13 protein-coding genes are annotated in these 15,156 nt (G+C 65.8%); 10 read left to right on the plus strand and 3 right to left on the minus strand.

The genetic code is table 11. The features are described 5' to 3' along the window. The first annotated feature begins 9 nt into the window (after positions 1–9). The gene (locus EV665_RS07405; RefSeq protein WP_133033593.1) at positions 10–960 is read left to right on the plus strand and encodes a nucleoside hydrolase; all 951 of its coding nucleotides are present in this window, start codon (positions 10–12) and stop codon (positions 958–960) included. A 203-nt stretch (positions 961–1,163) separates the two neighbouring features. Here EV665_RS07405 and ung read toward each other — a convergent pair whose 3' ends face one another. Both ung and EV665_RS07415 read right to left on the minus strand, forming a co-directional pair. Then, a complete protein-coding gene (gene ung / locus EV665_RS07410) occupies positions 1,164–1,859 on the minus strand; it encodes a uracil-DNA glycosylase (RefSeq protein WP_133033594.1) in 696 nt (231 codons plus the stop codon). Between the two features lie 85 nt (positions 1,860–1,944). Further along, positions 1,945–3,117: a dihydrodipicolinate synthase family protein gene (locus EV665_RS07415; RefSeq protein ID WP_133033595.1), complete on the minus strand. Its 1,173-nt coding sequence runs from the start codon at positions 3,115–3,117 to the stop codon at positions 1,945–1,947. 374 nt (positions 3,118–3,491) lie between these two features. On the opposite strand from EV665_RS07415, the gene EV665_RS07420 reads away from it, so the two are divergent. Genes EV665_RS07420 through EV665_RS07440 form a run of 5 tightly spaced genes read left to right on the plus strand, consistent with a single transcriptional unit; the run spans position 3,492 to position 9,432 of the window. Then, the gene (locus EV665_RS07420) at positions 3,492–4,538 is read left to right on the plus strand and encodes a LacI family DNA-binding transcriptional regulator (protein ID WP_133033596.1); all 1,047 of its coding nucleotides are present in this window, start codon (positions 3,492–3,494) and stop codon (positions 4,536–4,538) included. Beyond that, positions 4,535–5,536 (plus strand): Gfo/Idh/MocA family protein, encoded by a 1,002-nt coding sequence (locus EV665_RS07425; RefSeq protein WP_133033597.1) that lies wholly within the window; start codon positions 4,535–4,537, stop codon positions 5,534–5,536. Before EV665_RS07420 ends, EV665_RS07425 begins: the two co-directional genes overlap by 4 nt. 5 nt (positions 5,537–5,541) lie before the next feature. Next, positions 5,542–7,155: an acyl CoA:acetate/3-ketoacid CoA transferase gene (locus EV665_RS07430; RefSeq protein WP_133033598.1), complete on the plus strand. Its 1,614-nt coding sequence runs from the start codon at positions 5,542–5,544 to the stop codon at positions 7,153–7,155. Then, the gene (locus tag EV665_RS07435; protein WP_133033599.1) at positions 7,148–7,927 is read left to right on the plus strand and encodes an enoyl-CoA hydratase/isomerase family protein; all 780 of its coding nucleotides are present in this window, start codon (positions 7,148–7,150) and stop codon (positions 7,925–7,927) included. Before EV665_RS07430 ends, EV665_RS07435 begins: the two co-directional genes overlap by 8 nt. Further along, positions 7,927–9,432 carry an aldehyde dehydrogenase family protein gene (locus EV665_RS07440; RefSeq protein WP_133033600.1) on the plus strand — a complete coding sequence of 502 codons (1,506 nt, stop codon included), beginning with the start codon at positions 7,927–7,929 and terminating at the stop codon, positions 9,430–9,432. The genes EV665_RS07435 and EV665_RS07440 overlap by 1 nt, the downstream gene beginning before the upstream one ends. 47 nt (positions 9,433–9,479) lie before the next feature. Here EV665_RS07440 and EV665_RS07445 read toward each other — a convergent pair whose 3' ends face one another. Continuing rightward, positions 9,480–10,445, minus strand: a complete 966-nt coding sequence (locus tag EV665_RS07445) for a LacI family transcriptional regulator (RefSeq protein WP_245507666.1) — start codon at positions 10,443–10,445, stop codon at positions 9,480–9,482. A gap of 431 nt (positions 10,446–10,876) precedes the next feature. Between EV665_RS07445 and EV665_RS07450 the strand changes: the two genes are divergently transcribed. The 4 genes from EV665_RS07450 to EV665_RS07465 all read left to right on the plus strand — a co-directional run bounded on the left by EV665_RS07450 (position 10,877) and on the right by EV665_RS07465 (position 15,151). Beyond that, entirely contained in the window at positions 10,877–12,088 is a 1,212-nt protein-coding gene (locus EV665_RS07450) for an ABC transporter substrate-binding protein (protein ID WP_245507667.1), read from the plus strand. A gap of 167 nt (positions 12,089–12,255) precedes the next feature. Beyond that, a complete protein-coding gene (locus EV665_RS07455) occupies positions 12,256–13,137 on the plus strand; it encodes a carbohydrate ABC transporter permease (RefSeq protein WP_133033603.1) in 882 nt (293 codons plus the stop codon). After that, entirely contained in the window at positions 13,134–14,015 is an 882-nt protein-coding gene (locus EV665_RS07460; protein ID WP_133033604.1) for a carbohydrate ABC transporter permease, read from the plus strand. Before EV665_RS07455 ends, EV665_RS07460 begins: the two co-directional genes overlap by 4 nt. A gap of 5 nt (positions 14,016–14,020) precedes the next feature. Beyond that, positions 14,021–15,151: an ABC transporter ATP-binding protein gene (locus tag EV665_RS07465; RefSeq protein WP_133033605.1), complete on the plus strand. Its 1,131-nt coding sequence runs from the start codon at positions 14,021–14,023 to the stop codon at positions 15,149–15,151. Positions 15,152–15,156 lie beyond the last annotated feature (5 nt).

Below are 15,156 nucleotides of genomic sequence, written 5' to 3' on the forward strand. Positions count from 1 at the left end.
ACACCCGCAATGCACAAGGTTATTTTCGACACGGATCCCGGCGTCGACGACGCGATGGCGCTGCTGTTCCTGCACAATCATCCCGAGATCGACCTCATCGGCATCACCACCGTCTTCGGCAATGCCGCCATCGAGACCACAACGCGCAACGCCCTGTTCCTGAAACGCGAATGGGGCATCGCGGCCCCCGTCGCCCGCGGCGAGGGTAAGACCTACAATCCGATGCGCAACCCGGTCGACTGGCCGGTGCTGATCCACGGCCATGACGGGCTCGGCAATATCGACGTGCCCGACACGATCGACCTGCCGCTCGATCCGCGCCCGGCGCACCGCTTCATCATCGAGACCGTACGGGCCAATCCCGGCGAGGTGACGCTGATCGCCGTCGGCCGCATGTCGAACCTCGCCTATGCGCTGAAGGAAGACCCCGGTATTGCCGGCCTCGTCAGGCAGGTCATCATCATGGGCGGCGCCTTCGACGTGCCCGGCAACATCACGCCGGCCGCCGAAGCCAACATCCACGGCGACCCGGAAGCCGCCGACGCGGTGATGACGGCGCCGTGGAAGGTCGTGGTCGTCGGCCTCGACGTGACGATGAAGACGGTGATGACCCGCAAGCGCCTCGCCGAACTCACCGAGCGGAACGGCAAGCACCTGAAGCTGCTTTCCGACATCTCGCAATTCTACATCGACTTCTACGGCCAGCATGTGGAGGACGAGGGCATGGTGGTGCATGACAGCTGCGCCTGCATCTATCTCGTCGCCCCCGAGCTCTTCACCACCCGCCCCGGCGCGATCCGCGTCGTCGCCGGCGGCATTGCCGATGGCCAGACGATCCAGAAGCCGGACGCCCGCACATTCCCGCCCGGCAACTGGGACGACCTGCCGAGCCAGCACGCCTGCATCGGCATCGATGCGGAAAAGGTGATGGCGCTGCTCGACGAGACGCTCGTCCGCTGAGGAGCCTGCCCCTCACCCCCTACCGGAATCTTCTCCCCGCAAGCGGGGAGAAGGAGGATGTGGCAATGCCGTACCCTATCAGCGATCACTCTGCCGCAAGCAGCGGGAGGGAGGAAGGCGGCGCGTCCATCGCTCCTCGCCCCGCTTGCGGGGAGAGGATGCCGGCAGGCAGGTGAGGAGCAACCCTCGCCCCGAGAGCCTGCTCAGCCCGGCGGGCCCGGCAATTGCCAGTCGATCGGCTTGCGGCCGTGCTTTTCGAGAAACGCGTTCGCCTTGGAAAACGGCCGCGAGCCGAAGAAGCCGTTATGGGCGGAAAGCGGCGAAGGATGGGCCGAGCGCAGCACGAGATGGCGGTCCCGATCGACGAAGGCCGCCTTCTTCTGCGCATAGGAGCCCCAGAGGATGAAGACGACGGGCTTTTCCTGCTCGTTGACGGCGCGGATGACCGCGTCGGTGAACCGCTCCCAGCCGCGGCCCTGGTGCGAGGCGGCGCGGCCCATCTCCACCGTCAGCACGCTGTTCAAAAGCAGGACGCCCTGCTTCGCCCAATGCTCCAGGAAGCCATGACGGACCGGCGGGATGCCGAGATCGTCCTGCATTTCCTTGTAGATATTGACCAGCGACGGCGGGATGCGCACGCCGGGCTGCACGGAAAAGCAGAGCCCGTGCGCCTGCCCCTCGCCGTGATAGGGATCCTGCCCGAGGATGACGACACGCACCTCCTCCAGAGGCGTCAGGTCGAGGGCTCGGAAATATTCCGAGCCTTTCGGGAAGATGCGGCGTCCCGCCTGCTTCTGCTCCAGGAGGAAGGCCTTGAGGTCGGCCATGTAGGGGCTGGAGAATTCCGCCGCCAGGGGCGCCTTCCAGCTTTCCCCGACCTTCACTTCGCCCGCTGCCATCGCCCGCTCCCGTGTCTTCCTTCGAGAAGACGGAGTTTAACGCCTGACAGCGGCAAGAACCGGCGGCAGGGCCGGTCATCCACAGCTAATCTTGCCCGACGCCGAGCACCGTCATCAGGTTCTTCATGCGCGCAGCGGCGAGGTCCGGCCTGTCGAGCACGTTGGCCCGGTCGGCAAGGCGGAAGACGTCGGCATAGTGCAGGAGGCCGCGGGCCGACTGCATGCCGGCCGGCATGGTGAAATGGTCCTGGTGGCCGTTGAGCCAGGCGAGGAAGACGACGCCCGCCTTGTAATATTGCGTCGGCGCCTCGAAGATCTTGCGCGAGAGCGGCACCGTCGGCTCGATGACGGCCCGGAAGGTGGCGGCATCGCCAGTCGCGAGCGCTGCCAACGCCTTGGAAGCCTGCGGGGCGACCGCATCGAAGATGCCGAGCAGGGCATGGCTGTACCTCCGCCCGTCACCCTCGATCAGCTCGGCATAGTTGAAGTCATCGCCCGTGAAGCAGAGCACGCCCTCCGGCAGCCGGTTGCGCAACGCCACCTCGCAGGCATTGTCGAGCAGCGAGATCTTGATGCCCTCGACCTTGCCGCGGTTCTCCGCGATGATCGACAGGACCGTCTCCAGCGCAGGCGCGAAATCCCTGGAGCCCCAGTAGCCCGCAAGCTGCGGGTCGAACATGTCGCCCAGCCAGTGCAGCACCACCTTGTCCTTCGCCTGGCCGAGGATGCGGCCATAGACCTTGCGGTAGTCGTCCGGCGAGGCCGCCAGGCGAGCGAGCGCCCGGCTCGCCATTATGATGGCCCGGCCACCGTGTTTCTCGACGAAACCGACCTGCTCCTCATAGGCCCGGATCACGTCGTCAAGCGAACGCGCATCGGCGGGGTCGAGTTGGTCCGTGCCCGCGCCGCAGGCGAGATCGGCGCCCGGCACGATCTTCGCCTCGGCCAGCGAGCGGCGGATCAGCTCCTGCGCGCCGGCCCAGTCGAGCCCCATGCCGCGCTGCGCCGTGTCCATCGCCTCGGCGATGCGGAAGCCGAGCGACCAGAGATGGTGCCGGAACGCCATCGTACGCTCCCAGTCGATGGCCGGCGCCTCCCACGGCCGCGCGTCGCGACGCGGATCGGAAACCACATGGGCCGCCGCATAGGCGATGCGGCTGAAGACAGGCGCGGCGGTGGGGCGCTCAAGCGGCGTCCCGACAAGCTCGTAGCGGGCAAGGCCGCCATCCGGCTGCGGCAGGGTAAGGCTGATCGGCATGAAATCCTCCCGGGTTTTTCAGGGCAATAATTTAGATCGTTCCAAATTTCAAGGGAGATTTTTGCCGGATTGCGTTCGGCAGCGACGCGTCGCCAGCCATGTCGAGAGACAGGAAAGCGCCTGCTCCGCCCTCTGCAGTCATTCTCGACCTTGAGCCGGGATTCCCTGAATCCGAGACCTTGCGGACGTAGCATGGATGGTCGGGTCAAGCCCGACCATGACGAGCGGAGAGGATGGCGATACAATATGAGGGCATCTGGTCTTTGCCATTCAACTTCATCAAGCGCGATCCAAACCCTCTTGACAAATTTGGAACGATCCAATTAATTGCCGTCAACAAGCGGGCTCGAACGCCCTGCGCAGGGAGGAAGACCGTGAACAAGAGCCGGGTGACCGTCGTCGATATTGCGCGCGCCGCCGGCGTGTCGAAGTCGACCGTCTCGCTCGTGCTGCAGGCAAGCCCCCTGGTGAACGAGGCGACCCGCGCCAGGGTGAACGCCGTCATCCGCGAACTCGGCTATGTCTACAATCGCGGCGCGGCGAACCTGCGCCAGTCCGCATCCTCGCGGATCATCGGCATCATCGTCAACGACCTCACCAACTCCTTCTTCGCCGAGCTTGCCGTCGGCATGGACATGGTCATGCAGTCGGCCGGCTACGTGCAGTTTTTGTCGAACTCCGCCGAAAGCGTCGACCGCCAGCGCGAGGTCATCGCCTCCATGCGCGAGCACGGCATTGCCGGCCTCATCCTGTCGCCGGCCCGCGGAACGGAGGCGGCCGACCTGAAGCCGCTCGCCGCCAGCGGCATCCCGGTCGTCGCCGTGGTGCGCAATGTCGTCGGTGCCAAGGTCTCGACGCTGTTCTCCGACAACTATGCCGGCGCGAAGGATGCCGTACGGCACCTCGTCTCGCTCGGCCATACCCGCATCGCCTTCCTCGGCGGCATCGCCAACACCACGGTCTTCACCGAGCGCGTCGAAGGCTGGCGGGATGCACTTTCGGAAGCCGGACTTGCGGCGCCGGACCGGCTCGTCATCGGCACGGCGGCCTCGCGCGCCGGCGGCGTTGCCGCCATCGAGCGCGCGCTGCTTCTGCCCGAGGCGCCGACCGCCGCGCTCTGCTTCAACGACGCCGCCGCCTTCGGCGTGTGCGACGGCCTGCGCGCCGCCGGCAAGGAGCCGGGCCGCGACTTCGCCGTGGTGGGCTTCGACGACGTGATCGAGGCCGAAACCGCCGTGCCGGCGCTGACGACGGTCTCCGTTGACCCGCAGGGCATGGGCCGGCGCGCGGCGCAACTCTTGCTGAAACAGATCAATGCCGGCCGGGTGGAGCCCGAGACCATCGTCAGCTCCGTGCGCCTCGTCGTGCGCCAGAGCTGCGGTGCCGGCCAGACGGACAGGACGAGGAGGATTTCCGCATGACAAACTGGGGTTTGATCGGCGCAAGCACGATCGCGAAGGAATGGGTGATCGGCGCGATCCGCGCGACGGGCGGCGAGGTCGTCTCCGTGATGAGCACGAGCGCCGAGCGCGGCCGCGCCTATGCGGACGAGCAGCGCATCGCAAAGTCGGTCACGACGCTTGCCGATCTGCTCGACGACCCTGAGATCGACGCCGTCTACATCTCGACGACGAACGAGCTGCACCGCGACCAGGCCCTCGCCGCGGCGAAGGCGGGCAAGCACATCCTGTGCGAAAAGCCGCTCGCCCTTTCGCTCGACGATGCCCGCGCCATGATCGCGGCGGCAGAGGCGGCCGGCGTCGTGCTGGCGACGAACCACCACCTGCGCAATGCCGCGACGCACCGGGCGATGCGCGATGCCATCAAGGCCGGCCGCATCGGCAAGCCGCTGTCGGCCCGCGTCTTCCACGCCGTCTACCTCCCGCCGCACCTGCAGGGCTGGCGGCTCGACAAGCCGGAGGCCGGCGGCGGCGTCATCCTCGACATCACCGTGCACGATGCCGACACGCTGCGTTTCGTGCTCGACGACGATCCGGTGGAGGCCGTCGCCTTCTCGCAGGCCGGCGGCATGGGCAAGGCGGGGCTGGAGGATGCCGTGATGGGCGTGCTGCGCTTCGGCTCCGGCACGATCGCGCAGTTCCATGACGGCTTCACCACGAAATTCGCCGAAACCGGCCTCGAAGTCCATGGCACGGAGGGCTCCCTCATCGGCCGCAATGTCATGACGCAGCGCCCGACCGGCACGGTGACGCTCCGGGATGCCGACGGCGAGCACGAGCTGCCGCTCGACCATCACAACCTCTACGAGGCCACCCTCGCCGCCTTCCATGCCGCCATCGCCGGCAAGGGAACGCCCTCGGCCACCGGCGAAGACGGCATCTGGTCGCTGGCGACGGGCCTTGCCGTCGTCGAGGCGGCCCAAACGGGCCGTGCGGTCCGCATCGAACCGGGACTGTGAGCCCCATGAGCAAGCATATCACCCCGCGCGAGGCGGCAGGCCTGATCCCGGATGGCGCCGTCGTCTCGGTCTCCTCCTCCTCCGGCCTCGGCTGCCCGGACCTGATGCTGAAGGCGATCGGTGAACGTTTCGACGAAACGGGCCATCCGAGGAACCTGACGACGCTGCACCCCATCGCCGCCGGCGACATGAGCGGCATCAAGGGCGTCGACTACATCGCCAGGAAAGGCCTCTTGAAGACGATCATCGGCGGCTCCTATCCGTCCGGCCCCTCCTCCTCCGAACCGCCGCTCATCTGGCAGATGATCGGCGCGAACGAGGTCGCCGCCTACAACATCCCCTCCGGCATCCTCTTCGACATGCACCGCGAAGCGGCCGCCAAGCGCCCCGGCGTCATCACCAAGGTCGGCCTGGAGACCTTCGTCGACCCAAGCCGCGAAGGTTGCGCGATGAACGAAGCCGCGGCGACCGAGCCGGTGGTGGAGAAGATCACCTTCGCCGGCGAGGAATGGCTCTACTTCAAGGCGATCGCGCCTCACGTGGCGATCATTCGCGCCACCACCGCCGACGAGCGCGGCAACCTCACCTACGAACACGAGGGCGCCACTCTCGGCGGGCTCGACCAGGCGCTCGCCGCCCGCAACAATGGCGGCATCGTCATCGCGCAGGTCAAGCGCATCACCAAGGACGGCTCCCTGAAGCCGCACGACGTGCGCGTGCCCGGCGTGCTGGTCGATTACATCGTGGTCGATCCGGACCAGAAGCAGACGACGCAGACCCTCTACGACCCCGCCATTTCCGGCGAGATCTTCCGCCCGCTCGCCAGTTTCCGCGTGCCCGAGTTCAACATCCAGAAGGTCATCGCCCGCCGCGTGGCCGAGGAGCTGGAGGCCGGCAGCGCGGTCAATCTCGGCTTCGGCATCTCCGCCAACGTGCCGCGCATCCTGCTGGAAGAGGGCCTGCACGGCGCCGTCACCTGGGTGATCGAGCAGGGCGCCGTCGGCGGCGTGCCGTTGCTCGACTTCGCCTTCGGCTGCGCTTCCAATGCCGATGCCTTCATGCCCTCGCCCTACCAGTTCACCTATTTCCAGGGTGCCGGCTTCGATGCCTCGCTGCTCTCCTTCCTGGAAATCGGCAGGGACGGCTCGGTGAACGTCTCGAAACTCTCCTTCCGTCCGCATGTGACGGCGGGGGCCGGCGGCTTCGTCGACATCACGGCGCGGGCGAAGAAGATCGTCTTCTCCGGCATGTTCAATGCCGGCGCCAGGCTTGCCGTCGCGGATGGAAAGCTCGTCATCGAGAAGGAAGGCAAGCTGAAGAAGCTGGTCAATGCCGTCGAGCATGTCACCTTTTCCGGCCCGCGCGGCGTCGCACAGGGGCAGGACATCACCTATGTCACCGAGCGCTGCGTCATGAAGCTGACGCCCGACGGCATCGTGCTAACCGAGATCGCGCCCGGCGTCGATCTCAAGGCGCATATCCTCGACCAGTCGGAATTCGCGCTGATCGTTTCGCCCAACCTCACGGTGATGGACGCAAAGCTCTTCACCGATGCACTGACCGGCCTCACGCTGCCCGAAAAGGCGCCGCGCACGCTGGCGGGAGCCGCCCATGGCTGAGCCGCGCATCCGCATCGATATCGAAGGTCCTCTCGCGACGATCACCGTCGCGCGGCCGGAAAAGCTGAACGCCTTCGACATCGACATGCTGAAGGAGCTTTCGGCGGCCTGCGACGCGGTCGAGGCGAATGCCGCGGTGCGTGTCGCCATCCTCACCGGCGAAGGCAAGGCCTTCTCCGCCGGCGGCGATATCCGCGCCTGGGCCGGCATGGAGCCGAACGAATTCGGCCATGCCTGGGTGCGCTTCGGCCACCGCGTCTTCGAACGGCTGGCGACGCTGCGCATGCCGCTGATCGCCGCTATCAACGGCCATGCGCTCGGCGGCGGGCTGGAACTGGCGGCGGCGGCCGATATCCGCATCGCGGACGCCCAGGTGAAGATCGGCCTGCCGGAAGCCGGCCTCGGCATGGTGCCCGGCTGGTCCGGCACGCAGCGGCTGGTGAAGCGTTTCGGCGCCCAGGCGGTGCGCCGCATGCTGCTCGGCGGCGAGGTGCTGACGGCGGCGGAAGCCGCAACGCTCGGCATCGTCGATCAGGTGGTGGAAACCGGGACAGCCGTGCAAGCGGCCAAGACCTATGCCGCGCGCATCGCGGCCCGCGGGCCGGCGGCAACGGAAGTTTCCAAGCTGATGATCGCAGTGGCGAACGGCGAGGACAATGGCGCGGCGGTGGAGGCCCTCGGCTCGATCCTCGTCGCCAAGACCGGGGACCTCAAGGAAGGCGTCGCCGCCTTCACGGGCAAGCGCCCCGCTGATTTCAAGGGAGAATGGTGATGACCGCGCATGTGAAACCCAAGGCGCTGGAAAACTTCAAGGCACGCGATTTCCGCATGCTGATCGACGGCGCCTGGACGGAGGGCACCGGCCAGCCGATCGAGCGCATCGCGCCCGGCCACGGCATCGTCGTCAGCCGCTATCCGGCCGGCAGCAAGGGCGATGCCGAGCGCACCATCGCCGCCGCGCGCAAGGCCTTCGACGACGGACCATGGCCGTCCATGACCGGCGCCGAGCGCTCCAACATCCTCCTGAAGGCCGCCGACCTCATCGCCGCGCGCGCGGATGAGCTCGCCTTCCTCGACTGCATCGAAAGCGGCAAGCCGATCAGCCAGGCCAAGGGCGAACTCGGCGGCGCCGTCGACATCTGGCGCTATGCCGCGGCGCTTGCCCGCGATCTTCACGGCGAAAGCTACAACACGCTCGGCGACGGCACGCTCGGCGTCGTGCTGCGCGAGGCGATCGGCGTCGTGTCGATCATCACGCCGTGGAATTTCCCCTTCCTGATCGTAAGCCAGAAATTACCATTCGCGCTCGCCGCCGGCTGCACGACGGTGGTCAAGCCGTCCGAGCTCACCTCGGGCTCGACGCTCGTCCTCGGGGAGATCCTCATCGAGGCAGGCGTGCCCGCAGGCGTCGTCAACATCGTCACCGGCACCGGCCCGGAGGTCGGCGCGCCGATGACGACGCATCCGGATGTCGACATGGTCTCCTTCACCGGCTCGACCGGCGTCGGCCGCCTGACCATGGCCAATGCGGCGCAGACGTTGAAGAAGGTGTCGCTCGAACTCGGCGGCAAGAACCCGCAGATCGTCTTCCCCGATGCCGATCTCGACGCCTTCGTCGACGCCGCCGTCTTCGGCGCCTATTTCAATGCCGGCGAATGCTGCAATGCCGGCTCGCGGCTGATCCTGCACACATCCATCGCCGCCGACGTGACAGCCCGCATCGCGGACCTGGCGAAGAAGGTGAAGGTCGGCGATCCGCTCGATCCGGCGACGCAGGTCGGCGCGATCATCACGCCGCAGCACCTGGCAAAGATCGGCGCCTATGTGGACGGCGCGGCGAAGGCCGGCGCCTCGGTGGCGCTCGGCGGTGCGGCGCTCGACCTCGGCCTCGGCCAGTTCATGGCCCCGACCATCCTTTCGGGCGTTCAGCCGGACATGGCCGTCGCCCGCGAGGAAGTGTTCGGTCCGGTGCTTTCGGTTCTGACCTTCGAGACGACGGAAGAGGCGATCCGCATCGCCAATGCCATCGACTACGGCCTGTCGGCCGGCGTCTGGAGCCGGGACTTCGACACCTGCCTCACCGTCGGCCGCAAGGTGCGCGCCGGCACGATCTGGATGAACACCTTCATGGATGGCGCCTCGGAGCTGCCCTTCGGCGGCTACCGCCAGTCCGGCCTCGGCCGAGAGCTCGGCCGCCATGCGGTGGAGGACTATACGGAGACCAAGACGCTCAACATGCATATCGGTGCGCGCACCGGCTGGTGGATGCCGCGATGAGCCACGCTTTCCCGACAACCATGGCTGGGACCGGCGCTGCCGCCCGCTCAGGGCGTCGGGAAGCTGAATTGCGGGCTCTGCAGGATAGAGAGGTCCTCGATGGGCTCGCCGCCGATGCGCTTCAGCAGCAGCCGGCCCATCGCCTCGCCTGCCGCCGTCAGGTCCTCGTAGATCGTCTCGACCTTCGGCTGGATCTGGCTGAGCAGCCGAGACGTCTGCTTGGCGACGATGTCGTATTCGCCGCCGAGCGAAAGGCCGCGGTCGCTCATGCCGGTGATCGTGGCGAGCGCCGACACCTCGCCGGGACAGGCGAAGCCGTCGGGCGGATCGGGCTCGGCGCTGCGGCGGCGCACATAGTCGCGAATCATGTCGGCGGGGCTGTCGAGATCGAGCGCCTCGGGAATCTCGTAGGCGACTCCGGCCTCACGCACGGCAGTCATGAAACCGTGCAGCATGTGCTGGTAGAAGGTAAGGCGCCGGGGCGGCAGGATGATCGTCACCTTGCGTCGGCCCTTGACGATCAGCCGTCTGGTGGCCGCATAGGCGAAGGCGAAATTGTCGTAATCGACGAAGGCATGCGGGGTGGAGAATTCCGTGCGGCCGTGGGTGACGAAGGGAAAGCCGTTTTCCAGCAGCAGCCGCACGCGCGGATCGAAGGGTTCAGTCCGGGAAAAGATGAGACCATCGGCCATGCCGTTGCGGATGATGTAGTTGACGGCATCGACATTGCTGCCATCGAGGAAATTCGGCGTGACGATGAGATGGTAGGCGGTGCCCTGAAGGGCGCGCGCCAGGCCATGCATGATGGACGTGCCGAAGCCCAGGATCTCCTCATGCGGATCGAGCAGGACGGATACGACATTGGTGCGACCCGTCTTGAGGCGCTGGGCGGCGCGATCCGGCAGGTAACCGATCTCGGCGGCGACCTCGTGCACGCGCCGGCGCGTCGTCTCGGAGATCTGCGGCGCGTTGCCGAGCGCACGGGAAACCGTGGTGACCGCGAGGCCCGTCATTTCCGCAATCGTCTTCAGCGTCGGCTTGCCGGTTCGAAGCACGTTGCGGGCGGGGTCACTGTCGGCGGGCTTTTCGATGCGGGACACGGGTGCGGTTCTTCGAATGGCGGCAGGCGATATCCGGCACCATACCGGCGAGCCCCGTCTTCGGCAATCTTGCATCGCACAGAATTTAAAACGATTTCAGTGCACTGCACAACGCTTTACGCGCGGCATGAAATACCCGAATTTCCGGAATTTACCGCATTTGCAAAAGCATATCTCCGCAGGCGTGGCACGAGCTTGACTCCGCAAATTTACAACGTTTTAAATTGGCACGGCGCTTTAAGCCGCAGATGAACCATCGGCGGGAGGAGGCTCTCGCCCTCGAACTTGCAAACGGGAGGAATACGATGCGCAAGTTTCTGACGACCACCGCGATCGCCGCGGTGATGATGACGATGGGCGGCCTGTCCGCCAAGGCCGCGGAAGGCGTGGAAGTCCTGCACTGGTGGACCTCCGGCGGTGAGGCCGCAGCCCTCGACGTGCTCAAGAAGGATCTCGAATCCAAGGGCATTTCCTGGACCGACATGCCGGTCGCCGGCGGCGGCGGCACGGAAGCCATGACGGTGCTGCGCGCCCGCGTCACGGGTGGCAACGCGCCGACCGCGGTGCAGATGCTCGGCTTCGACATTCTCGACTGGGCCAAGGAAGGCGCGCTGGGCAATCTCGACGAGATCGCCGCCAAGGAAGGCTGGGACAGCGTGATCCCGACCGCCCTGCAGCAGTTCTCCAAGTATGACGGCCACTGGATCGCCGCGCCCGTCAACGTGCACTCGACCAACTGGGTCTGGGTCAACAAGGCCGCACTCGATGCTGCCGGCGGCGCGGAGCCGACCAACTGGGACGAGTTGGTCGCCCTGCTCGACAAGTTCAAGGAACAGGGCATCACGCCGGTCGCCCATGGCGGCCAGCCGTGGCAGGATGCGACGATCTTCGACGCGGTCGTGCTCTCCTTCGGCAACGACTTCTACAAGAAGGCCTTCATCGACCTCGATCCGGAAACGCTGGGCAGCGCCCAGATGAAGGAAGCCTTCGACCGCATGACGAAGCTGCGTTCCTACGTCGATGACAATTTCTCGGGTCGCGACTGGAACCTTGCCTCCGCCATGGTCATCGAAGGCAAGGCCGGCGTGCAGTTCATGGGAGACTGGGCGAAGGGCGAATTCATCAAGGCCGGCAAGGTGCCGGGCACGGATTTCGTCTGCATGCGCTTCCCGGGCACGCAAGGCTCGGTCACCTTCAACTCCGACCAGTTCGCGATGTTCAAGGTCGCCGAGGACAAGGTTCCGTCCCAGTTGACCATGGCGTCGGCCATCGAGAGCCCGGCCTTCCAGTCGGCCTTCAACGTGGTCAAGGGCTCCGCCCCGGCCCGCACGGACGTCTCCGACGAAGCCTTCGACGCGTGCGGCAAGAAGGCCATCAAGGACCTTGCGGAAGCCAACACCAATGGCTCGCTGTTCGGCTCCATGGCGCATGGCCATGCCAACCCGGCCTCCGTCAAGAACGCCATCTACGACGTCGTGACCCGCCAGTTCAACGGTGAGCTCTCCTCCGAGGAAGCCGTCGAGGAACTGAAGTCCGCCGTCGAAGCTGCGAAATAAGGCAAGGGCGCAGCCCTCACCCTGGCCCTCTCCCTGGAAACGGGGAGAGGGAGAAGGACAGGCCACGGCATATGTCCTTCTCCCCGCCTGCGGGGAGAAGGTGCCGGCAGGCGGATGAGGGGCCTCGCCCCGCCGCCGACAAACACACAACAATGGTGGTAACGACCATGGATAGCCGAAGCCGGCTGCAGGAGCTTCTGCCGAAGCTCGTGCTGGCCCCCAGTTTCCTCATCGTGCTCGTCTTCGTCTACGGCTTCATCGCCTATACGGGCTTTTTGTCCCTGACGGACAGCAGGATGCTGCCCTCCTACAATCTCGTGGGGCTGAGCAACTATTCCAAGCTCTGGGCGCTGCCGCACTGGTGGCGGGCGATCTCGAATCTCGCGATCTTCGCCTCGCTCTACATCGTCATCTGCTCGGTGCTGGGCCTGGCGCTCGCCATCCTGCTCGACCAGAAGATCCGCGCCGAGGGCATCCTCAGGCCCATCTACCTCTACCCGATGGCGCTCTCCTTCATCGTGACGGGCACCGCCTGGAAGTGGTTCCTCGATCCCGGCATCGGGCTTGAGAACACCATGCACCTCTGGGGCTGGGAGAGTTTCGCCTTCAACTGGATCAAGGACCGCAACTATGCAATCTACTGCGTGGTGATCGCCGCCGTGTGGCAGTCCTCCGGCTTCGTCATGGCGATGTTCCTCGCCGGCCTTCGCGGCGTCGACAACGAGATCATCAAGGCCGCCCAGATCGACGGCGCCTCGACCGCCACCATCTACCGCCGCATCATCATCCCGCTGATGCGCCCGGTGTTCCTCTCCGCCTTCGTCGTGCTCGCCCACCTTGCCATCAAGGCCTACGACCTCGTCGTCGCCCTGACCGGCGGCGGTCCCGGCCAGGCGACCGAACTGCCGGCGACCTTCATGTATTCCTACACCTTCACCCGCAACCAGATGGGCATCGGCGCCTCGTCGGCCATCATCATGCTGGTCATGATCTTCTCGATCATCATCCCCTACCTCTATTCCGAAATCCGCGGAGGCAAAGGCCGATGAGCGCTCCCAGTCCCGACAACGTCATCTCGCACAACAGGCTGACGCGCGCCCTGATCTACACCGCGCTCATCCTCTTTGCGGTCTATTACCTGCTGCCGCTCTACGTGATGCTGGTGAACTCGCTGAAACCGCTGGAGGAAATCCGCCAGGGCGGCATGCTGAACCTGCCGCAGGTCTGGACCATCGAGCCCTGGCTGCAAGCCTGGTCGACGGCGCAGATCGGCGTGCAACCGACGGGCCTTCGCCCCTTCTTCATCAACTCGATCCTGATGGTCGTGCCCGCCGTCGTGATCTCCACCATCATCGGCGCGCTGAACGGCTATGTGCTGACCAAGTGGCAGTTCAGGGGCTCGAACGTCTTCTTCGGCCTGCTGCTGCTCTCCTGCTTCATCCCGTTCCAGATCGTGCTCATCCCGATGGCGCGCATCCTCGGCATGCTGGGGCTCGCCGGCTCGCTCTGGGGCCTGATCCTCGTGCACGTCGTCTACGGCATCGGCTTCACGACACTCTATTTCCGCAACTACTACGAAAACTTCCCGACCGAGCTGGTGCGCGCGGCACAGATCGACGGGGCGAGCTTCTTCCAGATCTTCTACCGCATCCTTCTGCCGTCGTCGGGGCCGATCATCGTCGTCTCGGTCATCTGGCAGTTCACCAATATCTGGAACGACTTCCTGTTCGGCGCCTCTTTCTCCGGCGCGAACACCACGCCGATGACGGTGGCGCTCAACAACCTCGTCTCCTCCTCGACCGGCGTGAAGGAATACAACGTGCATTTCGCGGGCGCGATCCTCGCGGCGCTGCCCACCCTCATCGTCTACATCGTCTCCGGACGCTACTTCGTGCGCGGCCTGATGTCCGGCGCCGTGAAAGGATAACGCCCATGTCCTCAACACAAACATCTTTCCTCAAGATCAGCCACTTGCGCAAATCCTACGGTTCGCTCGAAATCCTGAAGGACATCAACATCGAGATCGAGGAGGGCGGTTTCCTCGTACTCGTCGGCCCCTCCGGCTGCGGCAAGTCCACGCTGCTCAACACCATCGCCGGGCTGGAGCCGATCACGTCCGGCGACATCGCCATCGACGGCCGCTCGGTCGCCGGCCTGCACCCCTCCAAGCGCGACATCGCCATGGTGTTCCAGTCCTACGCGCTCTATCCGAACATGACGGTCGGCGGCAACATCGCCTTCGGCATGGAGATCCGCGGCGTGCCGAAGGAAGAGCGCGAGAAGGCCATCAAGCAAGTCGCCGACATGCTCCAGATCGGGCACCTGCTCGACCGCAAGCCCGGCCAGCTCTCCGGCGGCCAGCGCCAGCGCGTCGCCATGGGCCGGGCGCTGGTGCGCGACCCGAAACTCTTCCTCTTCGACGAGCCGCTTTCCAACCTCGACGCGAAGCTGCGCGTCGACATGCGCACGGAAATCAAGCGCCTGCACCAGCGCATGAAGACCACCATCGTCTACGTGACGCACGACCAGATCGAGGCGATGACGCTCGCGACGAAAATCGCCGTGCTGAAGGACGGCGTGCTCCAGCAATTCGGCTCGCCCGCGGAGATCTACAACAACCCGGCCAACATGTTCGTCGCCGACTTCATGGGCTCGCCCGCGATGAACCTGTTGAAGGCGAAGATCGAGGGCAACGGTTCCGGCGTCGCCGTCTCGCTTGCCCGCCATCAGGCCGACCCCCTGGTTCTTTCGGTGCCGAACGCGCCGGGCGGCCTGTCCGCCTATAGCGGCAAGGAAGTGATCTTCGGCATCCGCCCGGAAGCCCTCACCGACCCTGACGGCGCGGATCGCAACGCGCGCACCCTCGGCGAAGGCGATTGCCTGATCGAGGTGGTGGAACCTGCCGGCGCCGACACCTTCGCCGTCACCCATCTCGGCGGCAAGGAGATCGTCGCCCGCCTGCGCGCCGACGTGCGCATCACCGCCGGCCAGACGGCGCGCCTTGCCTTCAATCTCGACAAGGCCGTGTTCTTCGACCCCGCAAGCCAGCTTCGCATCGCCTGAGAAAC

Source organism: Shinella granuli, assembly GCF_004341885.1.
GTDB lineage: Bacteria > Pseudomonadota > Alphaproteobacteria > Rhizobiales > Rhizobiaceae > Shinella > Shinella granuli.

Bases quoted from the DNA above. Each gene is read 5' to 3' on its own strand.
- EV665_RS07465 (WP_133033605.1), top strand. From the start codon at position 14,021: ATGTCCTCAACACAAACATCTTTCCTCAAGATCAGCCACTTGCGCAAA.
- EV665_RS07405 (WP_133033593.1), top strand. From the start codon at position 10: ATGCACAAGGTTATTTTCGACACGGATCCCGGCGTCGACGACGCGATG.
- EV665_RS07445 (WP_245507666.1), bottom strand. From the start codon at position 10,445: ATGACGGGCCTCGCGGTCACCACGGTTTCCCGTGCGCTCGGCAACGCG.
- EV665_RS07450 (WP_245507667.1), top strand. From the start codon at position 10,877: ATGATGACGATGGGCGGCCTGTCCGCCAAGGCCGCGGAAGGCGTGGAA.
- EV665_RS07460 (WP_133033604.1), top strand. From the start codon at position 13,134: ATGAGCGCTCCCAGTCCCGACAACGTCATCTCGCACAACAGGCTGACG.
- EV665_RS07435 (WP_133033599.1), top strand. From the start codon at position 7,148: ATGGCTGAGCCGCGCATCCGCATCGATATCGAAGGTCCTCTCGCGACG.
- EV665_RS07455 (WP_133033603.1), top strand. From the start codon at position 12,256: ATGGATAGCCGAAGCCGGCTGCAGGAGCTTCTGCCGAAGCTCGTGCTG.
- EV665_RS07430 (WP_133033598.1), top strand. From the start codon at position 5,542: ATGAGCAAGCATATCACCCCGCGCGAGGCGGCAGGCCTGATCCCGGAT.
- ung (WP_133033594.1), bottom strand. From the start codon at position 1,859: ATGGCAGCGGGCGAAGTGAAGGTCGGGGAAAGCTGGAAGGCGCCCCTG.
- EV665_RS07440 (WP_133033600.1), top strand. From the start codon at position 7,927: ATGACCGCGCATGTGAAACCCAAGGCGCTGGAAAACTTCAAGGCACGC.
- EV665_RS07425 (WP_133033597.1), top strand. From the start codon at position 4,535: ATGACAAACTGGGGTTTGATCGGCGCAAGCACGATCGCGAAGGAATGG.
- EV665_RS07415 (WP_133033595.1), bottom strand. From the start codon at position 3,117: ATGCCGATCAGCCTTACCCTGCCGCAGCCGGATGGCGGCCTTGCCCGC.